Annotated in this window: 11 protein-coding genes; 3 read left to right on the forward strand and 8 right to left on the reverse strand. The window is 63.4% G+C overall.

The features are described 5' to 3' along the window. The 4 genes from VNH11_24595 to VNH11_24610 form a co-directional block, all read right to left on the reverse strand. Complete coding sequence (locus VNH11_24595) at nucleotides 1-303, reverse strand: hypothetical protein (protein ID HVA49569.1); 303 nt, start codon at nucleotides 301-303, stop codon at nucleotides 1-3. An 81-nt stretch (nucleotides 304-384) separates the two neighbouring features. Continuing rightward, nucleotides 385-1,779 (reverse strand): HEAT repeat domain-containing protein, encoded by a 1,395-nt coding sequence (locus tag VNH11_24600; GenBank protein ID HVA49570.1) that lies wholly within the window; start codon nucleotides 1,777-1,779, stop codon nucleotides 385-387. 16 nt (nucleotides 1,780-1,795) lie between these two features. Then, on the reverse strand, nucleotides 1,796-2,500 hold the full coding sequence (locus VNH11_24605) for a HEAT repeat domain-containing protein (protein ID HVA49571.1): 705 nt from the start codon (nucleotides 2,498-2,500) through the stop codon (nucleotides 1,796-1,798). A gap of 28 nt (nucleotides 2,501-2,528) precedes the next feature. Beyond that, complete coding sequence (locus VNH11_24610) at nucleotides 2,529-3,776, reverse strand: Gfo/Idh/MocA family oxidoreductase (GenBank protein ID HVA49572.1); 1,248 nt, start codon at nucleotides 3,774-3,776, stop codon at nucleotides 2,529-2,531. A gap of 278 nt (nucleotides 3,777-4,054) precedes the next feature. Between VNH11_24610 and mutS the strand changes: the two genes are divergently transcribed. Next, nucleotides 4,055-6,655 (forward strand): DNA mismatch repair protein MutS, encoded by a 2,601-nt coding sequence (gene mutS / locus VNH11_24615; GenBank protein ID HVA49573.1) that lies wholly within the window; start codon nucleotides 4,055-4,057, stop codon nucleotides 6,653-6,655. A 145-nt stretch (nucleotides 6,656-6,800) separates the two neighbouring features. On the opposite strand, the gene VNH11_24620 is transcribed toward mutS, so the two are convergent. Together VNH11_24620 and VNH11_24625 are read right to left on the reverse strand one after the other, a co-directional pair. Further along, a complete protein-coding gene (locus tag VNH11_24620) occupies nucleotides 6,801-7,553 on the reverse strand; it encodes an ATP-binding protein (GenBank protein HVA49574.1) in 753 nt (250 codons plus the stop codon). Between the two features lie 50 nt (nucleotides 7,554-7,603). Next, nucleotides 7,604-10,438 (reverse strand): DUF499 domain-containing protein, encoded by a 2,835-nt coding sequence (locus VNH11_24625; protein HVA49575.1) that lies wholly within the window; start codon nucleotides 10,436-10,438, stop codon nucleotides 7,604-7,606. A gap of 199 nt (nucleotides 10,439-10,637) precedes the next feature. Between VNH11_24625 and VNH11_24630 the strand changes: the two genes are divergently transcribed. Further along, nucleotides 10,638-13,724: an N-6 DNA methylase gene (locus VNH11_24630; protein ID HVA49576.1), complete on the forward strand. Its 3,087-nt coding sequence runs from the start codon at nucleotides 10,638-10,640 to the stop codon at nucleotides 13,722-13,724. 179 nt (nucleotides 13,725-13,903) lie between these two features. Then, the gene (locus VNH11_24635) at nucleotides 13,904-14,428 is read left to right on the forward strand and encodes a hypothetical protein (protein HVA49577.1); all 525 of its coding nucleotides are present in this window, start codon (nucleotides 13,904-13,906) and stop codon (nucleotides 14,426-14,428) included. A 94-nt stretch (nucleotides 14,429-14,522) separates the two neighbouring features. Here VNH11_24635 and VNH11_24640 read toward each other — a convergent pair whose 3' ends face one another. Together VNH11_24640 and VNH11_24645 are read right to left on the reverse strand one after the other, a co-directional pair. After that, nucleotides 14,523-15,308 carry a hypothetical protein gene (locus tag VNH11_24640; protein ID HVA49578.1) on the reverse strand — a complete coding sequence of 262 codons (786 nt, stop codon included), beginning with the start codon at nucleotides 15,306-15,308 and terminating at the stop codon, nucleotides 14,523-14,525. Further along, nucleotides 15,305-16,495: an AAA family ATPase gene (locus VNH11_24645; GenBank protein ID HVA49579.1), complete on the reverse strand. Its 1,191-nt coding sequence runs from the start codon at nucleotides 16,493-16,495 to the stop codon at nucleotides 15,305-15,307. The genes VNH11_24640 and VNH11_24645 overlap by 4 nt, the downstream gene beginning before the upstream one ends. Nucleotides 16,496-16,529 lie beyond the last annotated feature (34 nt).

Below are 16,529 nucleotides of genomic sequence, written 5' to 3' on the forward strand. Positions count from 1 at the left end.
CTACGGGCCAGAGTGGCTGCTCCAATGAGCGATGCCCCACAGGCTCGTATAGTCGTCGGTCCACAGCGGCAGTCCGGCGACGGGCGTCAGCATCTGCCAACGCAAATCCTCGATCAGCGGGCCGAAATCGGCTTCGTCCCTGGCCAGAATCACCCAGTGCGAGCTGGCTTTGCCCGCCGCCTTTTCCTCCGCGCTGACCGTTGTCTCGATCTCGTTCCATGCCACCAGCGAGGAGGCCGCGGCCAGGTTGCCGAGCACCGGCCCGAGGTCGAGAAACTGGTTGGAAATAGATATCCGATCCACCCCGCTTCTTCTTCTCAGCGAACAAACTTGATCGTTTCCATGTTCGGACCCTCTGACTTTCGAGCGGTTCCACAAGACAACTCACTTCTTCGCGCGTTGCCAGGTTTCGCCGCGCTTGTAACGCTGCGCGCGGTCGACAACCACGGGGTCCGCGCTGACCTTGATCACCCGGTCCAGCGCCTTGTCGAACTCGGCTTTGTGAGGATCGCGGATTTCGCGATGGTGGGCCAGTTCCACGATCGTTTCGCAGGCGATCTGCGCGAAGGGCGCCTCGTCGACGTAGGGCAGCACGAACCGCAGCGCGTCCACGCTGTAAGCGGTGCGGCAGCGGTTGATCACCAGCGACCGCTCCTCTGGCGTGCGCGCGGCTTTCATGGCCTGCTTCATCCGGTCGAGACGTTGCGTGTCCGACCGGCGGTCGCGCATGGCCGCCAGCTTGACGTAGCCCTGAAAAGCCCGCTCGCGCTGGGCCGCGTCGCTCGTCTTCTCGGCGATTTCCAGCAACTTGTCGGCCGGGCTGGCGTCGGGCCATTTGCTCAGCGCGTCGATGGCCAACGACCTGCGGCCCGCATCCGGGCCGGTGGCGATGTCGCCCACGAAGGCGATCAGCCGTTTGCCTCCCACCCGTCCGATCAGCGACAGGAGCTGATCGCGCTGGGCCGCGTCGACGCTGTTGATGGCGGCGATCAAGGCGTTGGCCCGTTGCTCTTCGTTTCCGATGCGCGCGCACACGGCGGCGACGTTTTTTTCGGCGGCGTCGCGCTCTCCGCCTTTCCGCGCCTTCAGCACGGCGGGGATCATGGCGGCGAGCTGATCGGGGCCGCCGAACCGGCCCAGCGCGGTCATGGCCGCCCCGCGGACGCGGGCGTCGTCGTCGACGCTGGCCGCCAGGAACAGCGGCAGCTCGCTGGTAGCGCGTCGCGCGGCGAGCACTTCGAGCAGCGCGGCCCGCGTTGGTGGCTCGGCCGTCTTCGCGTCGGCGGCCAACGTTTTGCTGATGGAGTCGCCGCGCATCCGGACCAGCGCCGTCCGGGCGGCCTGCTGCTCCGCGCCGGAAGAGGCGGACAACGCCTTCACCAGCGTCGGCAGATCGTCCGCCGTGCCGAGCTCGCCCAGCGCGGCCAGCGCCGCCGATCGGACTTCTTCGTTCTTGCCGTCCGCGAGCACGTTGACCACGGCAGGCCGGGCCGCAACGTCGCCGCGGTCGCCCAGCGCTCGGATCAACTCCGCCTGTGCCGATGGATCGAGTTTCGGCAATTGGGCGGCGAACGCCCGAGTGGCCGCCGCTCCGCGCGCGGATTTTCGCACCTGATTGAAGGCCGCCGCGCGGAACTCTCGATCGGGGTGGGCCATCAGCTTGACGATCTGCTCCACCAATTCGTCGCCGGCGTCAGCGGCCAGGGCGGGCGACGGCAACGTCGCCATCGCCGCCAGAAGACTGAGAGCCAACGAAGCCGGAATCGAACGTTGCCACATGGTTTCGTCTCTTCAATCAAGTCTGCTTGCTGAGGCACGCCAACAACCCGCGGTCGGCGGCCAGCCGCACCAGCCGCGGGTGCTGATCGCCCGCCAGCGACTTGTAAATGGCCGTGGCCTCGGCGACCTTGCGGCCGGACAACAGCGATTCGGCGCAGCACAACAGCGCGTCGAGCAGCGTCATGTTGTCGCCGGTCTGGGCCGGGACCGCGTCTTGGAGCACGCGGGCCGCCTCGCCACCGCCGATGACTCCCAGAGCTAGCGCGGCCGAACGGGCGACCGCCGGGTCGGTGTCGCCCAGCAGTCCCGCCAGCACCGGCACCGCGCCGGCTTCTCGCCGAGCGCCAAGCGAGCCGATCGCGCCGATCTTCAATTTGCCGCTCGTTTTGGCAAGTGCGTCCGTCAAGGCCGCGGCAGCCTCTGGGCCGGGAATCCGTTCCAGGGCGTGTCGCGCCAGGTGCGCGTTGGCTTCCTGCGTCAGCAAAGCGGCGACTGCCGGCACGGCCGCCGGCGAGCCGACCAACGCCAGCTTGCGACAGACGTAACCTTTGGCGTCCGCCGAGATATCCGTCGACAACGCGGCAATCAAGCGTTGTTCGAGATCCTGGCGGAGGGCCGAGTCGCTGTGCGACGCGACCACCGCGTCCTCGATCCCCGAAACCTCGCTCAGCGGGGTTCCCCAATCAAATTTCTTCAGTGCTTCGAAAGCTTGGGCGAGCATCGTGAAAGTCCTTGTGATGAATGTTCGGTTAGAGTTGCCACGGTTCGCGCCGGGCGCGGTCGACCATGCGGTTGGCTTCGGCGTCGTCGACGAACTGCTGCGCCGCGGCGTCCCACTTCAACGACCGCTTCAATTGATAGGCGATGTTGCCCAGGTGCGCCAGCACGCAGGTGTTCACGGCCCGTTCGATGTCGCGGAACGGCGTCTCGCGGGTCTTCACGCAGTGGATGAAGTCGCCGTAGATGCCCCCGCTTCCCTGATATTGCGGCACCGGCTTCGGCGGCAGCTTTTCGTCGGGCGTCCCCTCGATGTGCAAATTCTGGGTGTTGGGCCGATTGTGGTAGATCGTCAGACCGCTCTCGTAGTTGTATGCCAGGTACTTGCCCTCCGGCGTTTCGTGGTAGACGACTTCCTTGGGCTGCTGGTCGCGAACGTCGCAGATGAACGTCGCGCCGCCGAAGTGATGGGCGCCCCAGTCGGTCATGCCGCCGCCCGAATAATCGCTGAACGACCGCCAGCTCGAACCGTTGATCGAAAAACTGCCGCTGCAGCGTTTGGAGTTATATGGTCCCCAGGCCGCCGGTCCCAGCCACATGTCCCAGTCGATTTTCTCCGCCATTTCTTCGGCGGGCAGATTGCACAACTGCGGCAGCGGCCCGACGCTGACGTTGATCGACTTGATCGTGCCGAGCTCGCCGGCCCAGGCTGGATCGACGAATTTGCGATAGTCTTCCAGCACGCGCTGGCTGCCGCCGGAGACCACGCGGCCGTAGCGTCGCGCCGCCGCGATCATCAGCGGGCCTTCGCGAAGCGTCAGCGTTTCGGGCTTCTGGCAATAGACGTCTTTGCCGTTGCGGCAGGCCTCGATGACCATGATGGCGTGCCAATGGTCGGGCGTGGCGATATGCACCGCGTCGATGTCGGGCCGGGCCAACACTTCGCGAAAATCGTTGTAAATCTGGCAGTCCTTGTTGGCGTAGTGTTCGTCGATCTTGGCCTTGGACTGCTCGCGGTTGGCTTCGCGAACGTCGCACATGGCGATGTATTGCACATCCTTGCGGCCGAGGAACGCGCCCTGGTCGCCGCGCCCCATATTGCCGATACCGATGCCGGCCATGACAATGCGGTCGCTGGCCGCCGGCGTTTCGCTGTTGCCCAGCGCCGACGAGGGGACGAAATAGGGCACCGCCATCGCGGCGCCGGCGACTTTCAAGAAATCGCGGCGGGACCGGTTGCTTTTGCCGCCGGTCACACTGGGCCGTTCGTGCTGATTCATAGGACGCTACCTTGTGACGATCGTGGATTTGGGCATGACGATTCGAACCGGGCCTTGCCGCGGTCGTCATTCATTCGGCCGCGGCAATCTCGGCACAGCGTATTGTACTTTCAAGTCGCGGCACAATCTACCGGCGGTCGGTTCTCGCCGGCCGCTTTTCGCTCCCGCCGCGATCTGCTAGCATGCGCGGTCGCGCGACATGAAATCAAGCTATGGCGACCGTCAGCAACAAACCGTCCTCGACCGGCCCGGCGGCCCATGGCCCCGGCACGCGCGGCGTGACGCCGATGATGCAGCAGTATCTGGACGCCAAGGCGGCCTGCCCGGACTGCATCTTGCTGTTCCGCATGGGCGATTTTTACGAGCTGTTTCACGACGACGCCAAGCTCGCCGCCCGTGTGCTGGGCCTGGCGCTCACCAGCCGCGACAAGGGCGAAAACCCCGTGCCGATGGCCGGCTTCCCGCACCATCAGCTCGAAAGCTACCTCGGCAAGTTGATCGCCGCGGGCATGCGGGCCGCCATCTGCGAGCAGGTCGAAGACCCGCGGCTGGCCAAGGGGCTGGTCAAACGCGAAGTGACCCGCGTCGTGTCGCCGGGCACCGTCACCGACGACGCCCTGCTCGATCCGCAGGAGAGCAACTACCTGGCGGCGCTCGTGCCGGGCGAAACCGTGGGCCTGTCCTGGATCGATCTCTCCACCGGCCGCTTTCTGGCCGCCGAAGTGCCGCAAGCGCGTCTGGCGGATGAACTGGCCCGCATCAGTCCGGTGGAAATCTTGGTGGCCGAGGAAGCCGGTCCGCCGGCCGCCGCTTTCGACGAACGGCTGGTCGTGACGCGTCGCCCGGCCTGGGCCTTCGGCCACAAAGCGGCGGCCGACGCCCTGGCGCGACACTTCGGCACGCAGACGCTGGAAGGCTTCGGCTTCGACGGTGGCGAAGTGCCGGCCATTCGCGCGGCGGGGGCGGTTCTTGACTATCTCACTGAGACGCAAAAGTCGTCGCTCGCGCACATCGACCGGCTCATGCCTTATCGCCTGGGCCAGTCGCTGGAGATCGACGAAGCCACGCGCCGCAGCCTGGAGATCACGCGCACGCTGCGCGAAGGCCGCCGCGAGGGTTCGCTGTTGGAAGTGCTCGACCGTAGCGTGACCGCGATGGGCTCGCGCATGCTGGCCGACTGGCTGGCCAACCCGCTGACCTCGATCGAGGCCATCGACGAGCGGCTCGACGCCGTGGCCGAAATGGTGGCCCACCCCAAGCTTACCGAAGAGATCCGCGGCCAGCTCAAAGACATTTACGACGTCGAGCGGCTACTGGCCCGCGTGACCACCGGCCGGGCAAGTCCGCGCGACCTCAGTTTTCTCGGCCGCACGCTGCGCGCCCTGCCGACGCTCAAAGCCAAGCTGACCGCCCGCGCGTCGGTGCTTTTGACCCGCTTGGAAGGCGAGCTCGATCTTTGCCCGGAGATTCGCGGCCAGCTCGATGCGGCGCTGGAAGAAGAGTGCCCGCTGGTGAGCCGCGAGGGCGGCTTCATCCGCAGCGGCTTCAGTGCCGAGTTGGATAACTTGCGCGAGTTGGCGGCGGGCGGCAAGCAGTGGATCGCCCGTTACCAGGCCGAGGAGAGCCAGCGGACGGGCATACCAAACCTCAAGGTCGGCTTCAACCAGGTGTTCGGCTATTACCTGGAAATCACGCACACGCACCGCGAAAAGGTGCCAGACACCTATATTCGCAAGCAGACGGTCAAGAACGCCGAACGCTACATCACGCCCGAACTGAAAGAGTACGAAGAAAAGGTCCTGGCCGCCGACGAAAAGGCCAAGGAGCTGGAACACGAGTTGTTTCTGGAACTGCGCGACTTGGTGGCGGCGGGGGCGCGGCGGTTGCGGGGCACGGCGACGGCCCTGGCCCAAATCGACGTGCTTGCCGCGCTGGCCGAGTTGGCCCGCGACCGCGGCTATTGCCGGCCGACGATGGTGGCCGAGCCGGTGCTGCGGATCGCCGATGGCCGCCACCCGGTGCTCGACGTGCGGTTGGCGGCGGGGACGTTCGTGCCCAACGACGTGACGGCCTCGCCCGACGAGGGCCTGATGCTGTTGATTACCGGGCCGAACATGGCCGGCAAGAGCACCTACATCCGGCAAGTGGCGCTCGTCACGCTGATGGCCCAGATGGGCAGCTTCGTGCCGGCCCGCGCGGCGACGCTGGGCGTGGCCGATCGCATCTTTGCCCGTGTCGGCGCCAGCGACGAGCTGGCCCGCGGGCAAAGCACCTTCATGGTCGAGATGACCGAGACGGCCCGCATCCTGAACACGGCCACCGAGCGGAGCCTGGTGATTCTGGACGAAATTGGCCGCGGCACGAGCACCTACGACGGCGTGTCGCTGGCCTGGGCGATTGTGGAGTACCTGCACGACCGCGTGGGCTGCCGCACGCTGTTCGCCACGCACTACCACGAGCTGACCGACCTGGCCACGTCGCTTTCGCGCGTCAAGAACCTGAACGTGGCGGTGCGCGAGTGGCAAGAGGACGTCGTCTTTCTGCACAAGATCGTGGAGGGCGCGGCCGACAAGAGCTACGGCATTCACGTCGCCCGCTTGGCCGGAGTGCCGCGCGACGTGCTGGAGCGGGCCAAGCAAATCCTGGCGCGGCTGGAGCAAGAGCACGTCGATGCCGACGGCCGTCCCAAGCTGGCCCGCAAGCGTCTGCGGGTGGGCGGCGACTTGCAGCTCACGCTCTTCGCGGCACCGGAGAATCCGCTGCTCGGCAAGATTCGCCAGACCGACGTCAACAGCCTCACGCCGCTGGCGGCATTGGCGTTGGTCAAGCAGTGGCAGGATGAGCTTTCGGCCGAAAAAGGCAACGCGCCGGCCATGTGACTCCAGTCGCCTTTCAGGCCGGCATGCCGAGAATAAACACGCATTCCGCGTTTCCGAAACACGGAATCCGTGTTTTTACGTGTTTACGGCACGCGGTAATACGCTCCGCGGCCTCTGCCCACGAGCTTTAACTTCTTCTCTTGACTCAATTTACGGAGCAGGTAACTCGCCTGGTCTTCGTTCGTCCCGCACAAATCCAGTACGTCTTTCCGGGCACCTGGAAGGCGACCTCGTGGGTCGGCAGGTGCCGTCGCAAGGCCGCCTCGCGACCGATGAGCAGCAATCCCGCCACAGTCGGCTGACCGGCGTCGCCGTCGAACGAGACCAGTCCCAACGCACCGTCAAGCTCTTCGTCGGGCAAGCCCATCAGCGACCGATCGCCGCCGTAGCGCTCGACGAACTGTCGCAGCCGCTCGCGCTCCAAGGGATCGAAGTCGCGCGGACCGGCGCCGGCGACGGGCAAGGCCGAGTAATCGAGCCGCCCCAGGTCCGACTGCCGTTGGGCGATCTCATGCGGGTAAAGCGGCACGCACTCCGGCAGCCCGTCGGCCTTCAGGCGGCGGCGTTGCAGCAACCCCTCGGCGGTGGCGACGAGCTGCCGCGATTTCGGCACCGCGATTTTGACGATCCGAGTGCCCTCAATGTCGAGCGCTTCCACGCGGACGCTCAATGGCGGGCTGGTCTGGTTGGCAATCAAGGCGCTCAGACGCGCTGGATTTTGATGCGACGCGTGCAGTCCCGTGACGGTGCCATCGTCTTCGACGCCGACGAAAAGGTCGCCACCCTCGGTGTTGGCCACGCAGACGACGGCCGCCACCAACTCACGATCGGGCAGCCGGCCCCGGTCGCTTTCGAATTCGACCGTCAGGCTTTCGTGTTGGGGAATAAGGCGTGTCATGTTAGCGGCCGAGGCCGATATTTGTCGCCGTGCTCGCTTGATCCTCATGCTCAAGTTGAGTCGCCATTCTCGACAACTTCCAGGCCCAACTGCTGCGCGGCTTCACGCATCGCCTTGAGCGTGGCGTCGTTCGCGTCGAGCGGCTGATCGTCGCGGGCAATGAGGTTGATGTCGATGCCGAGTTGCAGGGTTTTCAAATTCAGCCGGGACGCGGCCGGGCTGATGAGGCAGCGGAATAGGTCTGTCCAGGATTCCAGCGGCACTTGCCCGGCAATGCGTAACGATCGTACCAAGCTGCCGGCCTCCGCCTGCGCAAGGACGCTACCGCCGGACGGCATCGCCGCCGGCGCCATTCCCGCTGTCGTGCCCACTGGCACGGTCGGACCGACAGAGCTTGCACCGACGGGCGACGCGCCGCCTGCGGCGGGCTGCGCCATCGGCTGCTCAACGATCGGCGGAATGATCCAAACTCCATCCTCAGCGCGGTCGAGGGCGACAAACTCGCCGCAACGCTTGGTTTGCAGGTTCTGCGGCGAAGTGCCGCGGCCGATGCCAATCAGGCGGTCGCGGCAGGCTTGCGATAAGCCCTGCGTGACCGCGTCGGCCGTGGCGACGAGAGGCTTGTCGGTATAACGCAAAAACGCCTCCACGGCGTCGCGCACGCGAATGCCGGCCTCCGTCGGCACCATGCCGGCCTTTTGGAGCGTGACCGTGCCGACCTTGCGTAACACCCATTCCTCGTCGTCGGTCACTTGCCGCCACACGGCCTGCAAGTGGTTGGCCGGACTGTTGCCGATTTCCATCATGTTCGATACGGCGACCGTCTTGCCCTCGACACGGGCGACGTGCGGATATGCCCCGCCCAACACTTCCGACACCGTTTCTTTTTGCCGGGCCAGCTTCGTCTTCAGCTCGTCAAGCTGCTCCGGATCGAGCTGGCTGCCGTAGTCGCGTTTGATTGCCTCCAGCGCCGCCGCCTCGCGCAGCTCTTTTCGCAGCCGATTCAGCCCCCGCTGGTTCGGCAGCAGATAGAGCAGCGTGTTGCCATAGATGCGGTCCTTGCTGCCGCACTTTTCGCTCAGCAGTTTGACGCGCTCCGCCGCGCCGTCCCAAAGCTGGCCCTCGTCGCTCCACGCGCAATCCGGCGGCATGATCAACAGCGACAGCACCTTTTGCTCCGGCAAGTCGGGCTGCGGATTGACGATCACCCGCCACGTGGCCGGCTCCATGCGCAGGTTCTTTGTTTCGGCCTGCCACGTTTCGACGATCTCGTTGTCGAAATCGAGCGCGGCGAATTGTCCGCGATACTGAACGAGCAGTTTGGTGAGCGTGGGCTTGGTGCCGAACCAGTAGCGTTTGCCCTGATTGCCCGCGGCCGCATTGTGCAGATAAAACGCCCGATCTTCGAGCGCCAACAGCGCGCCGTCGGTGTAGCCCCAATTCAATTCGGGCCGGCCAACGCACCAGCGGACTTCCTTGCTCGAAAACCCCGCGCGTTCGCCCTGGCCGCCAAACGACCCGAGCAGTACCGTCGCCGCGACGCCCTCGGCCACGCGCTCGTCGGCGTACTCGCCGGCCCGTTCTTCGTCGAGGGCGGCGGCGTTCGCTTTTTCGCCCACCACGTCGGCCGCGACCACGGAATCGTAGGCCGCTCCCCACAGCCGCGTTAGCGCCGCCCGAAGTGCGTCGATCGTCCAGCGCACGTGGCAGGGCTGGATCAACGGCTGGGTCTGGCGGCTCGTTTCGCGGTCGCGCCACAAATCGCCGACGATGTTGGCCAGCATCCGCAGCACCCCGCGCGTGCGTTGAAAATCGTCGTGGCTCCCCCAGCGCAAATAAAAGGCGTCGATCAGCGAGGGATGAAATGGATAGGCCGCGATCATCCGCTCGCGATAGGTCTCTCTCGCCGCTTCGGGCGGCACCTCGTTCTTGTGCGCGCGATAGAGCGTCAGGTACTCGTCCGCCACGCGCGCGTGTACCGCTTCGTCGCCGAGTTTCTCGAACAGCCGCCGCCGCACGACCTGGTTGATCTCGTCGTCGGCCACCGGCTTCATGTCGGCCGACATCCGCCCAAACCGCAGTTCGAGTCGCGGCAAGATCTCTTGTCCTTTTTCGCTGCCCGCGACCTGCATCTGGCTCGCCGGGAGTGTGGCGACGACGGCGGCGCCGGGCACCAGCGCGGTCGCCTCGGTAAGCTGCTGCACGAAGCTGATGGTCTGATCTGCGAGCGTGCCGGCCCCCGCGGCCACGGTCATGGCCCCGACGCAATAGTCGGCCAGCTCGTCGAGCAGTATCAAGCACGGCGCCGCCTTGCGGAGCACCTCGGCAAAGAGGCCCTGTGGCACGGCGCGGGCCTGATCGTTAGGCTCGATCAGCTTATAAAGCTCGACGCCGCCCAACTGCACGGCCAACTCGCCCCACAGCGTACGCGTGTGAACGCCTTCCGGCGTCTGGCGGCCCTGCGTGGCGTCGCACGAATGGTTGGTGAACACCGCCACGTTGCACGGCTTGCCGGGAATGACATTTCCCAGCGCCTGACGCAGCTCGGCGCAGTCAGCCGAGCGAAGCAGCACGTCGGGATGCCTGGCAAGGTGCCAGAGAGCGACCTGCGCGTGGGTTTTGCCACCGCCGAAGGCGGTTTGCAGGCTGATGATGCGGTCGCCCGCATCGCTGGCGCCCGATAGCGCCCTCCCGACCTTGGTCAGAACTCGCTTCAGCCCCGCGGTCAAAAACGTCTTGGCGAAGAACTGTTCGGGGTCGAGATAGGTGCTGGGCGCGTCGTTTTGTCGGACGGCCCAGATATTGGCGGCGAACACCGCTTCATCGAGCCGCCCCTCGCGAATATCGCTATGCGGCAAGGCGATCGTGTGCCAGGGTGGAAGCATGGGCGAAACTCGCGCGAAGGGGACTTGTCCAAGGGGCTGCGTCAGGCAGCCATAGGTGGAAGCTCATTGTAGAAGGCGAACGGCGAAACGCCAGCCGTTATACGGGCCACGCGTTACGCAACTGCGGCAGTCGGCTGGCGTCGCAACACGGACTGCTGCCTGTTATACTCGCCGCAAACGCAGGTGGCGGGTGTCATCAATGGACGAGGCAAAGTCCGAATATATCGAGCAGCTAGAAGCGCTGGGCTTCTATGCCGACGGGCACCCCACGGAGGGCGTCCTTGGCGGCGAACTGCTGCGCAACGCGCGGAAGGCGGCGAGCGACGCCGGGCATATCGACCGCTCCTTCAAGTACAGCGCCGTCCTCAATCCTGACAAGCTTGGCGTCACCGACGTCTACGAACTCGACGACTCACCTTGCATCTACTTCAAATCGTTCGGGAGCGATCCATCGCCCGACCAACTGGCCGGCTGGCATAAGGCTGCCTGGAACCACGGCCTGGGCCGAATGCTCTGGATCTGCACGCCGACCGAGATCCGGGTTTTCAACGCCTTCGCTCCGCCGCCCGAAAGCCCCGAAGGCCTCAGTTCGCCTGAGCTGCTGCTCTTTAAGGGGCTGGCGAAACGGCTCGATACAATCAAGGCGAAGCGACTGACTCGCCAGCAGATCGAATCGGGCGAATTCTGGTTTGGCCCGCTGGGCAGAAGGATCGACCGCAAGAACCGCGTCGATGAGCAACTTGTCGCCGATTTGTCGAACGCGGCGGTCAAGCTGGGCGAGCGAGGGCTGAAGGGCGTCGAGGCCCACCGCCTGCTGCTGCGGACGATCTTCATTGCCTATCTCGAGGCGAAAGGAATCCTGCCCAAAGAGCTGTTCGATGGTTTGAACGCCGAAACATTTGAGCGAGTCCTATCGAGTGTGGCCAAGACCCGGAAGTTCTTCGCTCGGATGGCCGACACGTTCAATGGTGATCTGTTTCCGCCGCCTCCGCGCGACGCCGCACTCGTCGATCAGTTGACGGAAGAGCGGCTGGAAATCGCGCAGTGCATCCTGGCCGGCACGGAAGTGGCATCGGGTCAAACAAGCCTCCCCTTCTGGCGATACGATTTCAGCGTTATCCCGATTGAGGTCATCAGCTCGATCTATGAGCGGTTCATTCACACGGCAAAGCAGGATGAAGCGATCAAGGCGGGCACGCACTACACGCCGGTCAATCTAGTCGACTTCGTTCTGACGCAGGTTTTCGACGACGGCCTGTTCGACGACAAGTTGCGCGCCGACGCCAAGGTCTTGGACTTGGCTTGCGGTTCCGGCGTTTTCCTGGTCGAGGCACTGCGCAGGCTGATCGCCAGGAGGCTCGCGGGGGGCGAGAAGTTCACTCGCGACCTTGTCCGCGATGCCCTGTACAACCAGGTCTATGGAATCGACATCGAGCCGACGGCAATCGAAATCGCTGCCTTTAGCCTCTGCCTTACCGCATTCGAGCTCGACCCGACACCGAATTCCCGTTACCAGCTTAAGTTCAAAGAACAGCTCAGCGGCCGTAATCTCTTCGCGGCTGACGCCTTCGACGTTGAGGCGCCGTTCAACAGCGCGCCCGCCTTCCGCGACAAGCGGTTCGATGTTGTCGTGGGCAACCCGCCCTGGACGCGCCCTAAAGGCAGCTTGTCCATAAGCCCGAGTGGTCAACAGCGCTACTTAGAATACTGCCGATCGAAGGAGCCGGAACCGATTCCACTGCCTTTCCGCGATCCTCCCGAGCAGGCGTTTGTATGGCGGTCACGAGATTTCGCACGGCCGACGGCTCGCATCGGCGTGGTCCTCGAAGGCAAGCGTTTTTTCAGCCAAGAGACGCAGTCGCTTGTCGCCAAGAAAGCGCTTCTGAGCCAATTCGAGCCCAAGCTCTTCGTTAATTTCGCCGGCCTTCATGACCAAAAACTGTTCCCCGCAACGAAGCAACCGGCAATTGTTCTTATTGCCGCAAATCGAGTCGCCGCAGAAGGCGCCGCTTTTCCGTTCGCGTCCGTCGAATTTTCTCGCACCTTCCGCAAGCACGGCATCCTGCAAATCGGCACCGAGCACGTCCACAGGATGTCCGTTTCGATTGCCGCGTCAAGTCCCTACGCATTGAAGGTCGCCACGTGGGGATCGGCGCGCGACAGGGCGCTCATTGAGCGCCTGATGAAGGAGCACAATTCGCTTGAGAAGCTGCTGGCGGAGCGCGGCATTGAGATGCACCAGGGCTACATTGAGGGAAATCGCGAACTTCCCGTCCCGCCCGAACTGCATGGCCTTCCGTGCCTTACCGGCGGTGGAATGCCACCATTCGAACTCGCCCTTGACGGACTCCCGCCCTTCACGGAGAAGTTTCTCGAAAGGCCGCGCGATGCAGCGACGTATCGCGGGCCGCTGCTCCTTTGCGCAAGCGGCCTCCGAGGCAACAGGATCATCGCAGCTTACTGCGATGACGACGTTGTTTACTCGCGTTCGCAGCACGGTGCGTCTTTTGCCAAAGGCGATCGCTCCCTCGCCTTTTATCTTAATGCCATAATCAACTCCGCACTTGGCACCTATATGACGTTTCTTACCTCTACGCATTGGGGGGTCGAGAAGCAGGAACTTCTTCCGAATGACGCGCTCCGGCTGCCGGTCCCCAGCCCTGAGACCGCCGACCGTGAGATTATTGAGCAGCTACTGAGCGTCGAGCGCGTCCTTCGCAAGGCGGCTCGAGCAGGGCGTTATGACGAGGCGCACTTGGTCCAACTGGACCAACTGGTCTTCGCCCTTTACGACCTCGATCCCCACGAGCGCGTGATCGTCGAGGATATGGTTGACACCACGATCGATTTCCAGCGCAATCACGAAAAATCGCACACCATGCAGCCTGCATCGCTTGCCGATCGCGAAGCATACGCAGAGCACTTCATGGCGGTCATCCAACCGTTTTTCGAAACGCTGAAAAAACGGCGCATCATCGCTGATGTGATTGATGTAGATGCGCCGCTGAGGGTTGTTCGCTTCCAGATTGTGCCCTGGTCGCGAAATGAACGACCAGCCCTACTCGTGCGAAGCGCGCCAGAGTTCCAAAGCGTGCTTGACGAAATCGCGAACAGCCTCGACGAGCCTCTGACTTTCGACATCAGCACTCGTCGTTATCTCCGCGTTTACGCCGACGACATCGTCTACGTCATCAAGCCCTCGCAACGGCGGTTTTGGACGCGGTCGGCCGGATTGGCCGATGGAGACAGGGTCATGAAGGATTTTCTGGAACAAGGGGCCAGATGAACGACTTTAGAACACACTCTCGGGCCGGCCGAATCCGGCCCTCGAAAGCGCCGCCGGTTACCGAAGATGTCGTTGCGACGGTGTTGGATATCATCGTCGCCGCGTGGCCGCGAGTTTGCGCCACGGGCATCTCGCGAATGACTTCGGAGGACGCAATCACTGACAAGCTTCGGTGGGCAATGGTTGCTGAGAAGCGCCGGCGGAAACCGCCGCCACCGGTGCGGTTCGAGCGAGAAACGCAACGCGACGACCCAGAGGGCGCGTTCGCGACCGGACTAGTCGACATCTTCGTTACCTACAGCAACGACGAGACCGTCTATCTCGCCATCGAGTGCAAGAAGGTCAACGACCGTCATGAGACGCCCGCAAGAAAATACATCGAAGAGGGCGTCTGCCGCTTCAGCACCGAAAAGTACTCGCCGAACCATCCGTTTGGCGCGATGGTCGGCTACGTGACCGACGGAACTCCCGAATCAACGGCCAAATTCCTGGGCGATAAGATCATTGCCTTCGACAGCTCCGCAACCGGGCTCGTCGCCAAGTGGGGCTGGCGGGCAGAGACGCGGTTCGGCGCGATCCCCAATCTTCACTCGACCCAGCACAGGCAGCACAAGACGAAAAACACCATCCTGTTGGTCCACTTGTATTTGGCGTTTTCGGGTAACAAGGCTTCCTCGGCTGGCACGCCAGCGCATTCCGGTTAAACTACTTTCGGCGTGACCGAACCGTGCCTTACGCGCGGGCCAGGGAAACCTGGCATCGGCCACGCTTTTGCAACTATGGACGTTGCTGGCGGTGCTACTGGTGCCTTGTCAACTCTGCTTGGATTCCGCCGCCGAGGGCAAATGCCTCTGAAACCGCCGCGTCCCAGATCGGGCATGAGGCCAGAAGGTGCTTAACGCACCAGGCGAACAGAGACCGAAGGAACGCACAGCAATCGTGCCTTGACAAAACATAGGCGACATCGAGCTTCTGCACAATTGACGCCCCATCTTGACGCTCTTTGAATATCGTGCCGGCCGCACGCGCCGCTCTCTCCAATTCGTGTTTTGGATGCGGGATGTCCTCCACGTCGCCGGCATGGTCTGACGGCAAAACCGCTGTCCCAAGGGCGGCATTAACCGCCTCGTAGTTCGCAAAATAATATGCCTCCAGCATATTCGCGAAGAAGTGGACCGACGCGCGAGACCGCTCTTCCGGTCGCAGCATCGTGTCAATTGCCGTCCGGTAACGCTCCCAGATGGCCTGGAGCTCGCCGCGCCGGTCGCGCTCAACATCGTCGAGCACGATGAGAAAACGGCACGGCTGGTTTTTCAAAAAACCGCGAGCTGTCAAGCCCAACTCGACCGCGTCCTTGTCGGGGATCAGGGAACCGCGGCCAACCATTCTGAGACGCTTTTTTTCGCCAATCACGCCGCGCTGGTCGATCTTGCGCAGCACTTCGAAGCTGCAGCCGGCACACGCCGCCAGGGCCGAGAAGAGCGACGGCAAAAACTCCCGCTCGCCCTTGCCGGTCACGATCAGCCCGAAGCAACAGTGGTTGCACGGCGGGGCGTCGAAAGCACCCCTGGGTACCTCGCTCATGATGTCTGGGCCACCTCAGCCTGAGGAGCGACAGCCTCTGCCATGTAGAGCGAGCCCAGAGCATATTGATCGAGCAGGTCGCGCAGCTCGGCCTTGTGGGCTAGACGAACAACCTGGGTCTCGCGGGCGTCGCCCATTTCGAAAACCAGCGCGGATTCCACCGGAAACTGGCTCATGAGCACCGGGGAATGTGTCGCCATGAACACCTGTCGGTTCCAGTTCGTCGCCGCTTCCTGAACCGCCTCGCCGAATACGGCGAGCGCATGAGGGTGCAACGACGCCTCGGGCTCGTCAAAAATAATCACCGAGCCGCGGTTTTGCTGGTCGCCAAACAGAGCCGTCAGCAAACCAAGCAACTGAATATGGCCATCGGATACGCCGGATGCCTGAATCGGATTTCGCCGTCCTTCCTCAATAAAGCTCGCATAAACGCGGTCCGGCCCGAGTGGCTCAATCACGAGGTCGCGGAACGCTCTCGGAAACGCCTTCCGCATGAAGGCGATGATTTGATCGTACCGCTGGTCAAGTGCTCGTCTCCCCTGAAGATTGCGCAAGGCCGACCAAAGGTTCTGCCAACGGTCCCAAAGAAATGTGTGCTGGCTCGATTCGGCGCCGAACTTCCGAAGCTGGTAAAAATTCGGGGCCCGCGAGTGATAATAATGAATCGCGTGTAAAAGGTCGTCGAGGTCGCTGGTTTCGGGTCCGGGTTGGCAAAACAGCAGATAGTTCGAAAGTGCCAGTTTTTGCGGGTCGCGGAGTTTACCGATCGACATCGTTTGCCCAAGCTGCTCATGATAAAAAACAGCTTCCGCACTCCCTACCTTGCGATCCACGAGATCCAAACCGCGCACCGTAGAGACCAATTTCTCGCCGACGAATGGCTCGATTCGGCCCGCGGAGAAGCCAAAAGAGACGGTGTACCGGACTGCCGCGGTTTCCAGCGTGATTTCCATGCGGTCGTCCTCGCCGCAACCGTCCCAGAGCACACCGATTCCGTGGTGCCGGTCTGATGCCGCCTGCTCGGTGCCGCGGATGGCACAGTCGCGCAAGAACCAGAGCGCATCGAGAAACGTCGTCTTGCCGACCCCGTTCGGGCCGAACAGCACATTAATCGGGACGCACGCCACGGAAACGTCGCGGATGCACCGATAGTTCTTGGCCCTGATGGTTTTGAGTGTTGCTTTCATGACTCTTATTCTAGCGGTTCGACAACCTGCCGTC

This window comes from Pirellulales bacterium (assembly GCA_035533075.1).
Lineage (GTDB): Bacteria > Planctomycetota > Planctomycetia > Pirellulales > JAICIG01 > DASSFG01.

Coding starts and splice junctions, on each gene's coding strand:
- VNH11_24600 (HVA49570.1), bottom strand. CDS start 1,779: ATGTGGCAACGTTCGATTCCGGCTTCGTTGGCTCTCAGTCTTCTGGCG.
- VNH11_24605 (HVA49571.1), bottom strand. CDS start 2,500: ATGCTCGCCCAAGCTTTCGAAGCACTGAAGAAATTTGATTGGGGAACC.
- VNH11_24610 (HVA49572.1), bottom strand. CDS start 3,776: ATGAATCAGCACGAACGGCCCAGTGTGACCGGCGGCAAAAGCAACCGG.
- VNH11_24620 (HVA49574.1), bottom strand. CDS start 7,553: ATGACACGCCTTATTCCCCAACACGAAAGCCTGACGGTCGAATTCGAA.
- VNH11_24625 (HVA49575.1), bottom strand. CDS start 10,438: ATGCTTCCACCCTGGCACACGATCGCCTTGCCGCATAGCGATATTCGC.
- VNH11_24630 (HVA49576.1), top strand. CDS start 10,638: ATGGACGAGGCAAAGTCCGAATATATCGAGCAGCTAGAAGCGCTGGGC.
- VNH11_24635 (HVA49577.1), top strand. CDS start 13,904: ATGGTTGCTGAGAAGCGCCGGCGGAAACCGCCGCCACCGGTGCGGTTC.
- VNH11_24640 (HVA49578.1), bottom strand. CDS start 15,308: ATGAGCGAGGTACCCAGGGGTGCTTTCGACGCCCCGCCGTGCAACCAC.
- VNH11_24645 (HVA49579.1), bottom strand. CDS start 16,495: ATGAAAGCAACACTCAAAACCATCAGGGCCAAGAACTATCGGTGCATC.